Genomic DNA, 14,698 nt, shown 5'->3' with positions numbered 1-14,698 from the left:
TTCAGTCAACAGTTGTTCGGAGGAAGCCCGTGAGCATCGAACTCGACCCGACGCCGGCCCTGGTGGTCATCGACCTGCAGACCGGGATCCTCGGCCAACCGACGGCGCACCCGATCGACGGGGTCGTCTCCCGCGCTGCAGCTCTCGCACGAGCCTTCCGCGCGCGCCGGCTCCCCGTCGTGCTGGTCAACGTCGCAGCGACCGCGCCGGGCCGCACGGAACGCACCAGGGCGATGAACCTGTCGGGATCGCAGACGATCCCCGAAGCGGGTACCCGCCTGCTGGACGAGCTCGACCAGCAGCCCACGGACATCACCGTGACGAAGCGCACCCTCGGAGCGTTCGGCTCGACCGATCTCGACGCCCGACTCCGCAGCCTCGGCGTCACGCAGATCGTCCTGGTCGGGGTCGCCACCTCCTCCGGCGTCGAGTCCACAGGACGGTCCGCCCATGAGCTCGGGTACGACGTCGCGTTCGTCACCGACGCCATGACCGATGCCGCCGAGGCACACGAAGCGTCCGTTTCGCTGCAGCTCCCGAAGATCGGGGAACTCGGCACGACCGACGACGTGCTCGCCCTGCTCGACGCGCGCTGAGACTCCTCCCGGCGGAGCACGACGGGCCGAGAAGCGCGTCAACCGCCGCCGCCGAGCGCCGCCTGGATCGCCCTGATGTGCTCCCCGAGCACCCCCGACGCCAGGAGTCCGGCACCGAGCGGACCGGACGGGTCCTCCCCGAGCGGGGGCAGCCGCCGGAGCGCCACCCGCACCGGCTCGCTCATGTGCGCCATCTGCCAGGCGAGCTCAGCAGCGCCGCCACGACCGGGGTCCGCGAGTTCCGCGGCCTTCGCCGCGTAGGTGGCAGCGCCGAGGGCGTGCGCTCCCATGTGCGCGACTGCCGAGGCCTGACCGGCCGCCCACGCCGCCGCCTTCCCTGCCGGCGAGGTCGCTGCTGCGGATGCACGCCCCGCAGTGAAGCGACGACGGATCTCGCCCGCCGCACCGAGCGCTCCGCTCGCGAACGACCGTGCGCGTCGGATGCCGTCCCGTGCGCGGTCGTCGTCCGGCGCCTCCGCTTCGAACAGGGGCAGGACGCGCTCCGCGCAGTCTGCGGCCCACGCGGCGACGACCCTGCGGTCGTCGTCGCTGAGGGTCTGCGCGGAGGGCATGCCTGCACCTTCCCACTTCCAGCGTGACCGCGCGCGGGCTGCCACCCACCGGACGGGAGGCTCGGTGCGGGCTCGACCCGTGCCTCCCGTCCGGTCGTGGCGGCTCCATGGCCGGAACCGGCCATCGGGTCGGCCCACTTGCCAGCGGGGTGTCCGGACCATAGAGTACGGACCTGTATTACAGGTACGTACGACAACCGGACGAAGGAGTTCGCATGACTGTCGCCCCCACCCGCCCCGAAGCGGAACGCGAGCGCCTGTCCGGCGCTCGCATCCCCCTGCTGGTCGGATCGCTCATCGTCGCCGTGCTCGCGTTCCAGCTGAACGCGAGCCTGCTCACCCCCGCCATCCCGTCGATGGCCATCGACCTGCACGCCTCGGCCGGCGTCGTGTCCCAGGTGCAGTCGCTCTTCTTCCTGTCCGGTTCGGTGCTCGGCATGGTCGTGTCGCGCTGGTCGGACACGATCGGTCGGCGCCGGGCGCTGCTGGTGACGATGGCCGCCCTGCTCGTGGGGACGCTGCTGACGGTGACGGCACCGTCGCTCCCCCTCCTGCTCACCGGGCGGGTGCTGCAGGGGACGTCGTCGGCAGCCCTGACGATCGCGTTCCTGGTGCTGTCCGAGGAGCTCACGGCCAAGCAGTTCGGCATCTCGGTCGGGGTCGTCACCGCGGTGAACGGCGGCCTCGGCGGCCTCGACGGGTACATCGGCGGTGCGATCACGGACACGTTCGGGTGGCGCGCGGTGTTCGTCGTGATCCTCGTCGTCGCGGTGCTCGGGACGCTGTCGGTGCTGGCGTTCGTGCCGCGGGTCCGCCGGAGCGCGGCGCGACGGATGGACTGGCTCGGCGCGACGATCCTCGGCGCGTTCCTGGTGGGCTTCTCCCAGTTCGTCAGCGAAGTGCCGTCGCGCGGCATCGGTGACGCGCGCACGCTGGTGTGGCTCACGGTGGCGGTCCTGGCGGCCGTCGCGTTCGTCCTCGTCGAGCGACGCGTCGCCCAGCCACTGATCGCGGTGCCGGCGCTCCGGGCGCGGACGGCGTGGCCCGTGCTGATGTGCACGTTCCTGACGCTGTCCGGGGTGTTCGCGTCGACGAACTTCACGATCGTGGTGCTCAGCCAGGACGGAAGCTCCGGGTTCGGCCTGAACGCGGCGATGTCGGGGCTGCTGTTCCTCACCCCGACGGCAGTCGCCGGGCTCCTCACCGCGCCGGCCGCCGGGTGGATCGCGCAGCGCATCGGCTGGGTCCTGTCGCTGCGCATGGCCACCGGCGCGATCCTGCTGATCTCCGTCGCGCTCGCGTTCTTCGCCCTCGACAAGTGGGTGGCCTTCGGGCTGCTCATCGTGATGGGCGTCTTCTACCTCGGGCTGTACCAGGCGACCGCGAACGGCCTCTCGGTGCTGAACGCCCCCGCCGACGCCCCGGGTTCCCTGCCCGGGATCCACGGTGCATGCTTCGGACTGGGCGCCGGCACCGGTGTGGCCCTGGTCGGGCCGGCGGTCAGCGCCGGCACGCCCGAGGGGTACCACCTGGCGCTCTGGATCTCCGTCGCCCTCACCGCCGCCGCGTTCGCCGCGGCGCTCGTCCTCCGTCCCACCCCGAACGCTCTGCCAGCCGGAGCCCGCCCCGAAGGAGCCGCAACCGCATGACCACCCCGACGATCCCGCTCTTCCTCGACTGCGACACCGGTGTCGACGACGCCCTCGCACTCGCCTACCTGCTCGACGTCCCGCACGTGGACCTGGTCGGCATCGGCACGGTCTCCGGGAACATCGACTCCACGACCGCTGCGGTGAACACCTCGGCGCTGCTCGGCATGGTCGGCCGCTCGGTGCCGGTGGCGGTCGGTGCGCACGACCCGCTCGGCGGCGCGTACGGCGGGGGTGCTCCGCACGTGCACGGCGTGAACGGTGTCGGTGGGGTGGACCTGCCCGCCGGTGTGGCAGCCGCTGACGACCCGGCCGCCGAGCTGCTGGTGCGGCTGGCGCGCTCGCACGCTGCTGCTGCTGGTACCCGGAAGCTCGACGTGCTCGCGATCGGACCGCTGACGAACCTCGCGGTGGCGCTCGAGCTCGAGCCCCGGCTGCCGGAGCTGATCGGCACGCTCACGATCATGGGCGGAGCCGTCTGGGAGCCCGGAAACGTGTCAGCCACTGCCGAGGCGAACATCCACAACGACGCTGAGGCCGCACGCCGGGTCCTGACCGCCGGGTTCGACCTGGTCCTGGTGCCGCTCGACGTCACCCGGCAGCACCGGTTCGACGACGCCGACGGTGACCGCTTCATCGCGGCGGGCGATCCGCTGCGCGTCGCGCTCGGGACGATGCTGCACCGGTACATCGACTTCTACGAGACGGTCGACCACGTCCGCCGCGCACCGCTGCACGACCCGCTCGCGGCCGCGATCGCCGCGGGTGAGGTGGCACCGACCGTCCGCGAGACCCCGCTCGACGTCGTGACGGACGGCGCCGAGCACGGCCGGACCGTGCCCGTCGAGCAGGGTCCGGCGGTGCAGGTCGTGGTGGCGGCGGACGCGGCTGCCGCCGAGGTCATCCGGAACCGGATCCTCGCGCTCGACGCGGTGCCGGCGTGACGGCACTGCCCGTGACCGCACTGTCCGCGACCGCACTGCCCGTGACCGCGCTGCCGTCGCTGACCGTCCTCGGCAGTATCAACGTGGACTCGGTGCTGCGCGTGCCGGAGCTCCCCGCGCCGGGCGAGACGGTCCTGGCCACCGGGCGGCGGACGTTCCTCGGCGGCAAGGGCGCGAACCAGGCCGTCGCGGCGGCACGGCTCGGCGCTGCGGTCACGATGATCGGCGCCGTCGGAGCGGATCCGGACGGTGCGTTCTCGGTCGAGCAGCTCCGGCTGGCCGGTGTCCGGACGGAGCTCGTCCTGCAGACCCCGGCCGCACCGACGGGCACCGCGGCGATCACGGTCGACGATGCCGGCGAGAACGCGATCGCGGTGTTCCCGGGCGCGAACGACCTGGTCGCGGTGCCCGTCTCGATACCCGACACCGACGTGCTCCTCTGCCAGCTCGAGGTCGATCCTGCCGTGGTGGAGGACGCCGTCGCCCGCTCGGACGCCTTCGTCGCGATCAACGCGGCGCCCGCCCGTCACCTCGCGTCGGCCACCCTGGAGCGGGCCGACCTGCTCGTCGTCAACGAGCTCGAGTGGGCCGCACTCCCGGAGCTCGCACGGTGCCGCCGCGTGGTGGTCACGGCAGGGTCGTCGGGGGCGTCGGTGTTCGAGCACGGGCGGCGCATGGTCCGGGTGCCGTCGGTCCGCGCGGAGGTCCGGAACACGGTGGGCGCCGGGGACGCCTTCACCGCGGCGGCCACGATCGCGTTCGCCGCCGGACTCTCCGCGGAGGACGCGCTCGCCGTCGCCGCGCACGTCGGCGCCGCGGCGGTGGCGGACGAGGCGTCCCAGCCCGACCTGGAACCCTTCGCGTCGTACACGGCCCGGGCCGCGACCATCGCACCGACCACGGTCTGACAGGCTGAGCACATGACGACCGCCGACGTCCTCCGGGGCCCGCTCCCCGCGCACGCAGGAGTCCCGCTCCGTGTCGCCGCGTACATGCGCATCAGCGACGCGATCCGCAGCGGCGCCATCCAGCCAGGCATCCTCCTGCCGTCCGAGGCGGAGCTGGTCGAGCTGCTCGGGGTGTCCAGGACGGTCGTGCGCGAGGCGCTGATCTTCCTCGAGGAGGACGGCTTCATCCGCTCCCGCCGGGGCATCGGACGCTTCGTCGCGGAGCGCCTGCCGGTCGCCGGCCTCGAGCGGATCGAGGCCCCGGAGCGCCTGCTCGTGCCCGAGGGCGGCGACGTCGAGCGGACCGAGATGGTCGTGCAGGACCGCACGGGGCTGTTCGCCGCGGAGTCGCTCGGCATCGCGGAGTCGTCGCCCTCCTGGTTCGTCGAGAGCGTCGTCCGTCGTGGCGACACGGTCGTCGGACTCGTGCAGGAGCACCTGCCGCCCGATGATGCCCTGGTCGGGGAGTTCGCCCCGGTCCGCGAGCTGATCCGGATGAGCCGTCCCGACCAGACGATGCTCGCGGCGATGTTCGACGCCGGCATCGTGCCGGGGCCCGGCACCACCGAGGTCTCGATCGGCACACCGGGCGAGACCCGCGGGCACCGGCTCGGTGTCCCTGCCGAGGAGCCCGTGCTCGTCCTGACGCGGAGCCTGCGCTTCGCGGGTCGGCCGCTCTACGTCTCGAAGACCCTGGTGAACCCGCGCGAGGCCCGGATCACCGTGACGCACGGCGCACCCTGAGTCGCGACGACCCTAGGGGACAGCACGAGCACGGCACGACACCCCAGAACGGCGGTCAGTCCGTCGCGTCGTCGTAGATCCGGATCAGCCGGTCCAGGAACGTCTGCACCGTCGCCCGCTCCGCCGCGTCCATCCCCGCGACGAGTTCCTCGATCCCGTCGATCATCGGCAGCACGAGCTCGTACGCGCGGTCCGAGGAGCTCGACGCCGCGGTGACGACGAGCTTCCGCCCGTCGCTCGGGTGCCGGTCGCGCCGCACGTGCCCGGCGCCCTCGAGCCGGTTGAGCACGAGGGTCATCGCCGCGGTCGAGATCTCCAGGCGTCGGGCGAGCTCGGTCGGCGTCGCGGGGCCGCTGGTGATGAGGTGGTCCATGGCCTCGAGGCCCATCGCATCCACGTCGAGGGCTCGGGCGAGGTGCCGCTCGAACCGCTGCTGCCGAACGGCGACCTGTTGGACCCGGGCGCGGATGTCGTCCTCGGGCATCTCGCGGCCGTCGCGACGAGCAGACTCCCGGTCACGGCGATCGGAGCGATCACGGCGATCACGGCGATCGGAGCGATCAGCGGGGGGAAGCGTCGACACCCGCCCATCCTAATCGTGTAGATTGCCAATCTCGTTGATAATCAAGAATCGAGGCAACATGCACAGCACGAACCGCGGCCGCGTCCTCATCTCCGGAGCGAGCATCGCCGGACCCGCACTGGCGTACTGGCTGCACCGCTACGGCTTCGCGACGGTGATCGTCGAGCGCGCTCCGGCGCTCAGGACCGGCGGGCAGAACATCGACGTCCGCGGAGCCGGGCGCGAGGTGTCGCGCCGGATGGGCATCGAGGACGACATCCGGGCGGCGACGACCGGCGAGGTCGGCACGCGCTTCATCGGACCCCGTGGTGCCACGATCGCGGAGTTCCCCGCCGGCACGACCGACTCCGGTGGCGCGACGGCCGAGCTCGAGATCCTCCGCGGCGACCTCGCACAGCTGCTCGTGGACCGCACGGAGACGGACACCGAGTACCGCTACGGCGACCGGATCACCGGGATGGTGCAGCACGACGCCGGGAACGGCGACCCAGCGGGCGTGACCGTCCACTTCGAGCACGCCCCCGACGAACGCTTCGACCTGGTGATCGCCGCGGACGGCATCGGTTCGAGCACCCGGCGCCTGGTCTTCGGCGACGAGCCGGAGATCCGCTCGCTCGGCCTCGAGACGACCTTCGGCACGATCCCCCGGACGGACGCCGACGACGACTGGTGGCGCTGGTACAACGCCCCCGGTGGACGCTCGATCACCCTGCGTCCGGACGCCCACGGCACGATCCGCGCGACGATGTCGATCGTGACGGACCGGAAGCGGGAGCGCGCCGGGTCCGAGCGGCGGGACCTCGACGCGCAGCGCCGACACCTGCACGAGGCGTTCGCGGACGCCGGGTGGGAAGCGCGCCGCGTGCTCGCGGGGTTCGACGCCGCCGACGACCTCTACGCCGAGTCGATCGGCCAGGTGCGTGCCCCGCGCTGGTGGGACGGCCGCGTGGCGCTGGTGGGCGACGCCGCGTACTGCGCGTCGCCGGTCAGCGGGATGGGCACGAGCCTCTCGCTCACCGGCGCGTACGTGCTCGCCGGGGAACTCGCCGCGCACGTCGACCACCGCGATGCGTTCCGCGGCTACGAGCGGATCATGCGTCCGTACGTCGCCCAGGCCCAGCAGCTGCCGCCCGGGACGCCGCGCGTCGCGAACCCGAAGTCGCGGCTCGGGATCGCCGTGTTCGGCGCGGCGGTGCGGATCGTAGCCACCCCGCTGGTCGGTCGCCTCGGAGAGCGGTTCTCCACACCACCCGCAGACGCGATCGACCTGCCCGACTACGCGCACCTCGAGTCGCAGGACCGCACCTGAAAGTGCCTCCACGCGCTTCCGTTTCACTGGGAGCGGCAAGCAGCGCAAGCGCGGCGGAAGGAGCTCCGATGAAGCACATCAAGTACGACGGTTCGATCATCCTCACCAGTGACGACGTCGCCGACGCCGTCATCGAGTACGCGGCGGCCCTGGCGGGCGGCGACCGCGCGGACACCGTCGCGGTCCCGGCGGTGGCACACGACGGCACGATGACCACGACGAAGATCCTCATCGGCCCGGCGAGCGAGGTCGTCATCGAGGACGCGGAAGAAGACGAGCTCGAGGTGGAGAACGGCGAATTCGTCGAACGTCTCCGCGCCGCCGCGCGCACGTTCGGGCACAGCGAGCCCATCCACGCGAACACCCGTGACGACCTGACGGACGCGTAGGCGGTCCGGCCCTCAGCACCACCTTGGTTGGGTGGAGTCATGCAGTCCCCGCCGACCGTGTCCGTCGTCATCCCGGTCCTCGACGACGCCGAGCAGCTCGCGGCGTGCCTGGCCTCCCTGGCGGCGCAGACACGGCAGCCGGACGAGGTCGTCGTGGTGGACAACGGCAGCTCGGACGGCAGCGTCGAGGTCGCCCTGGCGGCGGGCGCGACGGTGCTCCACGAGCCGCAGCGGGGCATCGGCGCCGCGGCCGGTCACGGCTACGACGCGGCACGGGGTGCGGTGATCGCCCGCGTCGACTCCGACTCGGAGTTGCCCCCGGACTGGCTGGCGAGGGCGACCCGCTGGTTCGACGACCCGCTCGTCACGGCGGTGACCGGCCCGGGCAGGTTCCGTGGGCTCGGTCCGATCGCCGGCCTGTTCTGGGACGTCGCGTACATGCGTGCCTACTTCTTCCTGATGACGGGGGCGCTGGCACGGCCGCCGCTCTTCGGCTCGAACATGCTCATGCGCCGGAGCGCCTGGCTCGCGGTCCGGCACCGTGTGCACCGCGACGACGCGATGGTGCACGACGACGTCGACCTGTCGATCCAGTTCGACCCGACGTGGCGGACGGTGCTCGACACGGGTCTGGTCGCGTCGGTCTCGGGTGCGCCGGTGCGGGACGCGTCCGGGCTGGTGGTGCGCACGGAGAAGGCGCTGCGGACGATGTGGCGGTCCGGGATGCGGGCGTTCTCCCCTGCCCGGATCATGCGCCGTGTCCTGATCGGGACCCGTCCGGTGCCGGTGGTGCGGCGCGTGGAGCACGCAGACCGGACCGACCGCGCAGACCGGACCGACCGCGCAGACCGGACCGACCGCGCAGACCCGACCGATCGGCCGGCCCCGGCCCCGGTGCCGCAGTGACGTCGGACGACCCCGTGGTCGGCCCCGTCGGGCCTCCCGCACTCCACTGCATGACCCTCAACGTCCGACGCCCGGTCCCGCACCTGCGGCGCGCCCACCCGGACGCCTGGCCCCGGCGGGCACCCGCGATCGCCACGCTGGTCCGGTCCGAAGTGCCCCACCTGCTGGCCGTCCAGGAGGCCGTGCCCGAGCAGGTGCAGCACCTCCGGACCGCCCTCGGGTCGCGCTGGCACGCCGCCGTCTCCGGCCGCGGACCGTCGGGCGGCGCCGAGGGCGTGGGGTTCTTCGTCGACCAGGACCGGCTCCGCGTCGGGGACACGAGGACGATCGCGCTCGCCCGGCACCCGGAGCTCGTCGGCAGCCGCGACTGGGGTGCGCCGTTCCCGCGCATCGCGGTGCTCACCGAGCTCGAGGACCGCGTGACCGGTGTCCGGTTCCTCGCCGTCGCCACCCACGTCGACCCGTTCTCGCCGCTCGCGCAGGTCCGTTCGGCGCGGCTCCTCGGGGAGGTCGTGCACGGCGTGGGGCTGCCGACGGTGGCGATGGCCGACTGGAACGCCGGAGCGGGTTCGGCGTCGGCGCGGATCCTGACGGCTGCAGGACTCCGGGACACCTGGGACCTCGTGCCGGACGAGGACCGCCCGTCGAGCGCCGGGACGTACGCGAACTACCGGACCCCGAAGCCGCAGGGCGCGCGTCTCGACCGGATCCTGGTCCGGGAGGGGCGTGATGCGCGCGTCGCGGTCGACCGCGTCGCGATCTCGACCCGACGCCCGGCGGACGTCTGGCCCTCCGACCACCTGCCCGTGCACGCCGTCATCCGATGGGAGGCCCCGTGACGAGCATCGTCACCACCGCCGGCCCGACCTTCCTCCGTCGCCCGCGTGGCGCCGAGTACGTCGCGGACGCGCTCCGTGTCCTCACGCTGATCAGCATCCCGGTCGCCGCGATCGGCTGGGGCGCCGTGGCGTTCGCCGTGATGGCGCTCTCGCTGCTCGGGGTGGTGGTCCCCCGGGTCCTCGGCCTGCGGCCCGGGTTCGACATCGTGCTGTGCCTGCTCGCGCTCGTCGCCGGCTGGAGCAGCGTCCTCGAGTGGTACACGACGGTGTTCGGCTGGGACAAGCTCATCCACTTCCTGCTCATCGGCGCCCTGAGCATCCTCGTCGTCGTGATCGGCGCCGACGTCGGTGTCCTGCCGGACCTCGGCCGGTTGCCCCTCGTCGCGCTGGTGGTCCTCGCGGGGACCGCCGGGCTGGCGATCGGTGGCGTGTGGGAGATGTGCGAGTGGGTCGGCCACACCCACCTCGACTCGTCGATCTACGTCGGGTACGACGACACGATCGGGGACCTCGCGGCGGACACCGCCGGCGCGGTCGCCTCCGGCTTCCTGGTGCGGTGGAGCGCGGCGGACCGCCGGGTCACCGCAGTGCGGGGCAGTGCTCCGGGGTCGGGTGCTCGCTGATCGCGATGACCTCGTCGAGCCGGTCCCGAGCGGCTTCGAGCTCGAGGAGCTGGGCCGAGATCCGGTCGCGTTCGCGGGTGAGGAGTGCCGCGCTCTCCGCCGTCGCGACCCCGGCGTCCACGCACGGCATGAGCAGCGCGATCGTCCGGCTCGGGAGTCCGGCGGCGTAGAGCTGCTGCACGAGTCGCACCCGGTCGACCGCGGCCTCGTCGTACGTCCGCTGCCCCGACGCGGTGCGGTCCGCGGTGAGCAGGCCCTGTTCTTCGTAGTACCGGAGCGACCGCACGCTCACGCCCGCTCGGGCGGCGAGGTCCCCGATGCGCATCCGTTCGTCGATCACGACTTGCCCCTGACGTCCATGTGAGGTCTTAGCGTACCTCCGTCGCTCCGGGAGACGCCCGGACGACGGGAGGAACCCATGGACATCGCCGGATCGGTCGCACTCGTCACCGGATCGAACCGCGGCATCGGACGCCGCTTCGTCACCCAGCTGCTCGAGCGCGGAGCGGCCAAGGTCTACGCCACGGCTCGCCGTCCCGAGCTCGTCGACATCGCCGGGGTCGAGGTGCTGCCCCTCGACATCACCGACCACGCCTCGGTCCTGGCAGCTGCGGAGCACGCGAGTGACGTGACCCTGCTCGTGAACAACGCCGGGATCGCGACGCAGTCCTCGCTGCTGACGGACGACCTGGAGAACGTGCGTCGTGAGATGGACACGCACTTCTGGGGGAACCTCGACATGGTCCGGGCGTTCGCCCCGGTGCTCGAGCGCAACGGCGGCGGCGCGATCGTCAACGTCCTGTCCGCCCTCTCGTGGTTCGCCTACCCGGGCTCAGGTGGTTACGCCGCGGCGAAGGCGGCGGAGTGGAACATGACCAACGCCGTTCGGCTCGAACTCGCGCCGAAGGGGGTGCTCGTCCAGGGCGTGCACCTCGGGGCGGCGGACACCGACATCATGGCCGGCTACGAGGGGCCGATGATCGACCCGGCGGAGGCCGCCCGCGCGGCACTCGACGGCGTCGAGCGCGACGCGATCGAGGTCGTCGTCGACGACTGGAGCGCCATGGTGAAGGCGTCACTGGCGGCCGATCCCGCGGCCCTCTACGCGCAGTTGCCCGGCTGAGCAGCGGACGGGAGGCACGGTGCCAGCCGGCACCGTGCCTCCCGTCCGGCGCTGGTCACCCCGGGACGGGCCGATCCGGTCAGGCCATCTCGCCCGCCGGTTCCGACGCCGCAGCCGCGGCGAGGATCGCCGCCAGCGCGACCTCCGGGTGGGAGACCATCGAGACGTGCGAGGCGGCGACCTCGGTGATCGTCGACCCCGCGCGTTCCGCCATCGAGCGGAGGACCGCCGGGGGGATCACCAGGTCCTCGGTCCCGACGACCGCCCAGCTCGGACGGTCCCGCCACGACGGCGGCCCGGACGGCGCGGTGTTGGCGCTCAGCGTGATCGGACGCTGCCTGGCCGCGATCAGGAGCCGGTCCTGTTCGGGGAGGTCCTGCGCGAAGGCCGTGTGCACGGTCTCCGGCTTGAGGAAGGCCTCGAGGTCCCCCTCCGGAGCGGTCGGGTACCCGATCAGGTCGAGCACGGTCGTCGGGTCCGGCACGTCGAGCGCCGACCCGGAACCGCCGAGGAGCTGGAAGACGAACTCGCCCTCGTCCGGGATGAAGGCGTCGACGTAGACGAGCGCCTTCACGTCCTCGCTGAAGGTCGCGTTCGTGATCACGAAGCCGCCGTAGGAGTGCCCCACGACGACGACCGGTCCGCTCGTGCGCTGCGCGACGAAGGACGAGATGTACTCGGCGTCACTCGCGACGCCGTGCAGCAGGTTGGGCGGGACGAGGACGGTGTAGCCCTGTTCCTGCAGCGGAGCCGTGACGAGGTCCCAGCTGGACCCGTCGGCCCAGGCGCCGTGGACGAGGACGATGGTCGGTTTCGGCATGCGTGTTTCCTCACGTTCCGCCCCGGAGGGCGCGCCGCCGCTGGGCGGCAGGACGTGTCCCCTCGGGCGACGGGACACGGGAGAGGCCGGGCGTCACGTGGCGACCGCGCGGTCATGAGGGTTCATCGAACGTTCGGAGGCTACTCCGGCAGCCGCGCGCGCAACAGACCCGGCTCAGTCGGTCGTCGGCTCCGGGATCGCGGCTTCGCGGCGGAGGATCGCGGCGGCGACGCGCGCCCGGGGGATCACGACGACGGCAGCCCAGAGCGCGAGGCCGACCCAGAGACCGGACAGCAGCACGGTGATGAGGGTGCCGTGCACGTCACGCATCGACCAGGTCATCGCGGTCCAGAACACGGCGAGCACGATCTTCCCCCAGCCGGCGCGCTGCCGTTCGGCCTGGGCGACGAGCAGCGGCACCCACACCTGCACGGGGACGTCCGAGGGCACCCGGCCGTCGGAGATCCACCGCTGGACGGCGCTGGCCCGCTCGTACCCGCCGTCGATGCGCCAGGAGCGCAGCAGCAGGAAGACACCGATCCCGGCGCCGAGCACCGCGGCGGGGACACCGACCGACACCAGCACGTTCGTGGTCGCAGCGGTCCAGGAGGACAGGACGAGCATGGTGAGCACCACGGCGAAGGCCGCGCCGGCCACCGCGTTCCCGAGCAGCCGCAGCCGCCCTGCCTCGTCGATCACTCCCACGGGACCATGACTACACCAGTCCGCTCGGAGCCCCCGCCCGTCCCAGGCTGGCGTGGGTAGCGTCGGGCCCATGGCGAAGAACACGAAGCACACCGGGACCAAGGCACTGCTGCTCGGGATCCTGTCCGGCGGCCGCAGCGCGACCCCGCTCGCACTGCTGGCGCTGAACCGCGACCGCAAGGAGCTCTCCGGCGCGTGGCAGGACTGGCCGGCGTTCCGCACGCCGCTCGGCCGCGGCCTGCTGGTGGCGGGAGCGATCGGCGAGCTCATCGGGGACAAGCTCCCCGTGACGCCGAGCCGGATCGCCGCCGCGGGCCTGATCGGACGTGCCGCGTCCGGTGCGTTCGTCGGACTGGCGATCGGCACGACCGGCAAGCGCGACCGCCGTGTCGAGGGTGCCGTGCTCGGCGCCGTCGGGGCGATCGTCGGCAGCTACGCCGGCTACCTCGCGCGGAAGGCCGTCGGCAAGACCACGGGCCTGCGCGACCCGCTGGTGGCGCTCGCCGAGGACGCCGCGGTGATCGCGGGGACGACGAAGGTGCTCACCACGCGCTGAGCCGTGCGGGTTCCGGTGAACGGGTGTGTGATGAGGGCATGACGACCAAGATCGAACTCATCGTGGACGACCTCGACGACACCGAGGCGTTCGACGCCCAGCTCCCCGGGCTGCTCGACCTCGCCCGGGCACTGCCGGCACTCCAGCGTCTGGAGTCCGGCAAGGTCTGGCCGAAGGAGGACGGCACCGCGCGCCCGGCGCACCGCTCCCTCGACCTGTACTTCGCCGGCTACGACGAGGCCTCGGCGGCGACGTCCTCCCCCGAGGGCGCCGCGTTCTTCCCCGCGTTCATCGGCGCCGCCGGCGGCAAGGTGACCGGGCTCTTCACCGACGTCGAGGAGTGACCCGTCACCACCGGGGGTGGACGGTGGCGCGGAACCAGCGGTCGTAGAGGTCCTGCACGGTGGCGTCGAGCCCCGGCAGGGCGTCGAGCCCGAGGGAACCCGCCGCGGCGTTCGAGCGCGCCTGCTCGGCGTTCCGGGCACCGGGGATCGCCGCGGTCACACCGTCCTGGGCGACGACCCACGCCAGCGCCGCCTGCGGGACCGAGACGTCCTCGGGCAGTGCCGCCGCGAACTCCTGGGCGGCGCGGACGCCGTCCTCGAAGGGCACACCGCTGAAGGTCTCGCCCTGGTCGAACGCCTCGCCGTGCCGGTTGTAGGAACGGTGGTCCTGCGGGGCGAACTCGGTGTCGGTCGTGTACTTGCCGGAGAGCAACCCCGATGCCAACGGGACGCGCGCGAGGATGGCGACCCCTGCCTCCCGAGCGGCGGGGAGGACCGCGTCCAGCGGCTTCAACCGGAACGCGTTCAGGATGATCTGGACGCTCGCCACACCGGGCCGGGCGATGGCGGAGAGCGCCTGGTCCGCGGTCTCGACGCTGACGCCGTAGGCGGCGACCGATCCGTCGTCGACGAGTGCGTCGAGTGCGTCGTAGACGGCGTCGTCCTCGATGACCGCCGTCGGCGGGCAGTGCAGCTGCACGAGGTCGAGCGTGTCCTGCTGCAGGTTCGCCCGCGACCGGTCGACCCACTCGCGGAAGTTCGCCGCGACGTAGTTGGCGGGGACCTGGTCGACGCGGCGGCCCATCTTGGTCGGGACCGTGACGTCGGCGTCCGGGTTCGCGCGGAGCCACCGGCCGATCAGGGTCTCGCTGCGGCCGTCGCCGTAGACGTCGGCGGTGTCGAAGAGGGTGACACCCGACTCCGCTGAGGCGTCCATCACGGCGAAGGCGTCCTCGTCGGCGACGGGACCCCAGTCACCGCCGAACTGCCAGGTGCCGAGACCGATGACGGAGGACTGACGGCCGGTACGGCCGAGGGTGCGACGCTGCATGCCGATGACGGTAGTCGGCGTTCGCTGTGCCGCTTCTTGGTTCAACACTGTTGAACCG

General features: G+C 72.5%; 19 protein-coding genes. 13 read left to right on the top strand and 6 right to left on the bottom strand.

Annotation, left to right across the window (positions count from 1 at the left end; genetic code table 11):
• Positions 1-29 precede the first annotated feature (29 nt).
• Positions 30-596, top strand: coding sequence for an isochorismatase family protein (locus EDF24_RS02375; protein ID WP_123700991.1), 567 nt, complete (start codon positions 30-32; stop codon positions 594-596).
• Between the two features lie 38 nt (positions 597-634).
• Here EDF24_RS02375 and EDF24_RS02370 read toward each other — a convergent pair whose 3' ends face one another.
• Positions 635-1,168, bottom strand: a complete 534-nt coding sequence (locus tag EDF24_RS02370) for a putative immunity protein (protein ID WP_123700990.1) — start codon at positions 1,166-1,168, stop codon at positions 635-637.
• A 215-nt stretch (positions 1,169-1,383) separates the two neighbouring features.
• Here EDF24_RS02370 and EDF24_RS02365 point away from each other — a divergent pair, with 215 nt between their 5' ends.
• From EDF24_RS02365 to EDF24_RS02350, 4 genes are read left to right on the top strand one after another with little or no spacing between them, the layout of a single operon-like run.
• Complete coding sequence (locus EDF24_RS02365; RefSeq protein WP_123654992.1) at positions 1,384-2,817, top strand: MFS transporter; 1,434 nt, start codon at positions 1,384-1,386, stop codon at positions 2,815-2,817.
• Entirely contained in the window at positions 2,814-3,761 is a 948-nt protein-coding gene (locus tag EDF24_RS02360; RefSeq protein WP_221181331.1) for a nucleoside hydrolase, read from the top strand. The genes EDF24_RS02365 and EDF24_RS02360 overlap by 4 nt, the downstream gene beginning before the upstream one ends.
• Complete coding sequence (locus EDF24_RS02355) at positions 3,758-4,669, top strand: PfkB family carbohydrate kinase (protein WP_260233334.1); 912 nt, start codon at positions 3,758-3,760, stop codon at positions 4,667-4,669. The genes EDF24_RS02360 and EDF24_RS02355 overlap by 4 nt, the downstream gene beginning before the upstream one ends.
• A gap of 12 nt (positions 4,670-4,681) precedes the next feature.
• Complete coding sequence (locus tag EDF24_RS02350) at positions 4,682-5,452, top strand: GntR family transcriptional regulator (protein WP_123654990.1); 771 nt, start codon at positions 4,682-4,684, stop codon at positions 5,450-5,452.
• A gap of 55 nt (positions 5,453-5,507) precedes the next feature.
• Here EDF24_RS02350 and EDF24_RS02345 read toward each other — a convergent pair whose 3' ends face one another.
• Positions 5,508-5,936 (bottom strand): MarR family winged helix-turn-helix transcriptional regulator, encoded by a 429-nt coding sequence (locus tag EDF24_RS02345; RefSeq protein ID WP_123700989.1) that lies wholly within the window; start codon positions 5,934-5,936, stop codon positions 5,508-5,510.
• Between the two features lie 157 nt (positions 5,937-6,093).
• On the opposite strand from EDF24_RS02345, the gene EDF24_RS02340 reads away from it, so the two are divergent.
• From EDF24_RS02340 to EDF24_RS02320, 5 genes are all read left to right on the top strand, one after another.
• Positions 6,094-7,344, top strand: a complete 1,251-nt coding sequence (locus tag EDF24_RS02340; protein ID WP_123700988.1) for an FAD-dependent monooxygenase — start codon at positions 6,094-6,096, stop codon at positions 7,342-7,344.
• Positions 7,345-7,412: 68 nt separating this feature from the next.
• Entirely contained in the window at positions 7,413-7,733 is a 321-nt protein-coding gene (locus EDF24_RS02335; RefSeq protein WP_123700987.1) for a hypothetical protein, read from the top strand.
• A 39-nt stretch (positions 7,734-7,772) separates the two neighbouring features.
• On the top strand, positions 7,773-8,639 hold the full coding sequence (locus tag EDF24_RS02330; RefSeq protein ID WP_123700986.1) for a glycosyltransferase: 867 nt from the start codon (positions 7,773-7,775) through the stop codon (positions 8,637-8,639).
• A 50-nt stretch (positions 8,640-8,689) separates the two neighbouring features.
• On the top strand, positions 8,690-9,478 hold the full coding sequence (locus EDF24_RS02325; protein ID WP_148070775.1) for an endonuclease/exonuclease/phosphatase family protein: 789 nt from the start codon (positions 8,690-8,692) through the stop codon (positions 9,476-9,478).
• Complete coding sequence (locus EDF24_RS02320) at positions 9,475-10,101, top strand: hypothetical protein (protein ID WP_123654984.1); 627 nt, start codon at positions 9,475-9,477, stop codon at positions 10,099-10,101. The genes EDF24_RS02325 and EDF24_RS02320 overlap by 4 nt, the downstream gene beginning before the upstream one ends.
• Here the strand turns inward: EDF24_RS02320 and EDF24_RS02315 are convergent.
• Positions 10,058-10,441: a MerR family transcriptional regulator gene (locus EDF24_RS02315; RefSeq protein ID WP_260233333.1), complete on the bottom strand. Its 384-nt coding sequence runs from the start codon at positions 10,439-10,441 to the stop codon at positions 10,058-10,060. The genes EDF24_RS02320 and EDF24_RS02315 overlap by 44 nt on opposite strands.
• Before the next feature lie 78 nt (positions 10,442-10,519).
• On the opposite strand from EDF24_RS02315, the gene EDF24_RS02310 reads away from it, so the two are divergent.
• Entirely contained in the window at positions 10,520-11,224 is a 705-nt protein-coding gene (locus EDF24_RS02310; protein WP_123700984.1) for an SDR family oxidoreductase, read from the top strand.
• A gap of 79 nt (positions 11,225-11,303) precedes the next feature.
• Here the strand turns inward: EDF24_RS02310 and EDF24_RS02305 are convergent, their stop codons facing one another.
• A complete protein-coding gene (locus EDF24_RS02305; RefSeq protein WP_123654982.1) occupies positions 11,304-12,044 on the bottom strand; it encodes an alpha/beta fold hydrolase in 741 nt (246 codons plus the stop codon).
• A gap of 174 nt (positions 12,045-12,218) precedes the next feature.
• The gene (locus EDF24_RS02300) at positions 12,219-12,749 is read right to left on the bottom strand and encodes a hypothetical protein (protein ID WP_132047435.1); all 531 of its coding nucleotides are present in this window, start codon (positions 12,747-12,749) and stop codon (positions 12,219-12,221) included.
• Positions 12,750-12,819: 70 nt separating this feature from the next.
• On the opposite strand from EDF24_RS02300, the gene EDF24_RS02295 reads away from it, so the two are divergent.
• The gene (locus tag EDF24_RS02295) at positions 12,820-13,305 is read left to right on the top strand and encodes a DUF4126 family protein (protein WP_123654980.1); all 486 of its coding nucleotides are present in this window, start codon (positions 12,820-12,822) and stop codon (positions 13,303-13,305) included.
• A 38-nt stretch (positions 13,306-13,343) separates the two neighbouring features.
• Positions 13,344-13,649, top strand: coding sequence for an EthD family reductase (locus EDF24_RS02290; protein ID WP_123654979.1), 306 nt, complete (start codon positions 13,344-13,346; stop codon positions 13,647-13,649).
• A gap of 4 nt (positions 13,650-13,653) precedes the next feature.
• On the opposite strand, the gene EDF24_RS02285 is transcribed toward EDF24_RS02290, so the two are convergent.
• On the bottom strand, positions 13,654-14,640 hold the full coding sequence (locus EDF24_RS02285; protein ID WP_123700982.1) for an aldo/keto reductase: 987 nt from the start codon (positions 14,638-14,640) through the stop codon (positions 13,654-13,656).
• Positions 14,641-14,698 lie beyond the last annotated feature (58 nt).

The organism is Curtobacterium sp. PhB130 (genome assembly GCF_003755165.1).
In the GTDB taxonomy this organism is placed as follows: domain Bacteria; phylum Actinomycetota; class Actinomycetes; order Actinomycetales; family Microbacteriaceae; genus Curtobacterium.
The sequence above is the reverse complement of the archived record's forward strand: the minus strand, read 5'-3'. Positions and strand labels throughout refer to the sequence as shown.

Coding starts and splice junctions, on each gene's coding strand:
- EDF24_RS02370 (WP_123700990.1), bottom strand. CDS start 1,168: ATGCCCTCCGCGCAGACCCTCAGCGACGACGACCGCAGGGTCGTCGCC.
- EDF24_RS02365 (WP_123654992.1), top strand. CDS start 1,384: ATGACTGTCGCCCCCACCCGCCCCGAAGCGGAACGCGAGCGCCTGTCC.
- EDF24_RS02330 (WP_123700986.1), top strand. CDS start 7,773: ATGCAGTCCCCGCCGACCGTGTCCGTCGTCATCCCGGTCCTCGACGAC.
- EDF24_RS02345 (WP_123700989.1), bottom strand. CDS start 5,936: ATGCCCGAGGACGACATCCGCGCCCGGGTCCAACAGGTCGCCGTTCGG.
- EDF24_RS02340 (WP_123700988.1), top strand. CDS start 6,094: ATGCACAGCACGAACCGCGGCCGCGTCCTCATCTCCGGAGCGAGCATC.
- EDF24_RS02295 (WP_123654980.1), top strand. CDS start 12,820: ATGGCGAAGAACACGAAGCACACCGGGACCAAGGCACTGCTGCTCGGG.
- EDF24_RS02290 (WP_123654979.1), top strand. CDS start 13,344: ATGACGACCAAGATCGAACTCATCGTGGACGACCTCGACGACACCGAG.
- EDF24_RS02310 (WP_123700984.1), top strand. CDS start 10,520: ATGGACATCGCCGGATCGGTCGCACTCGTCACCGGATCGAACCGCGGC.
- EDF24_RS02325 (WP_148070775.1), top strand. CDS start 8,690: ATGACCCTCAACGTCCGACGCCCGGTCCCGCACCTGCGGCGCGCCCAC.
- EDF24_RS02350 (WP_123654990.1), top strand. CDS start 4,682: ATGACGACCGCCGACGTCCTCCGGGGCCCGCTCCCCGCGCACGCAGGA.
- EDF24_RS02285 (WP_123700982.1), bottom strand. CDS start 14,640: ATGCAGCGTCGCACCCTCGGCCGTACCGGCCGTCAGTCCTCCGTCATC.
- EDF24_RS02360 (WP_221181331.1), top strand. CDS start 2,814: ATGACCACCCCGACGATCCCGCTCTTCCTCGACTGCGACACCGGTGTC.
- EDF24_RS02305 (WP_123654982.1), bottom strand. CDS start 12,044: ATGCCGAAACCGACCATCGTCCTCGTCCACGGCGCCTGGGCCGACGGG.
- EDF24_RS02335 (WP_123700987.1), top strand. CDS start 7,413: ATGAAGCACATCAAGTACGACGGTTCGATCATCCTCACCAGTGACGAC.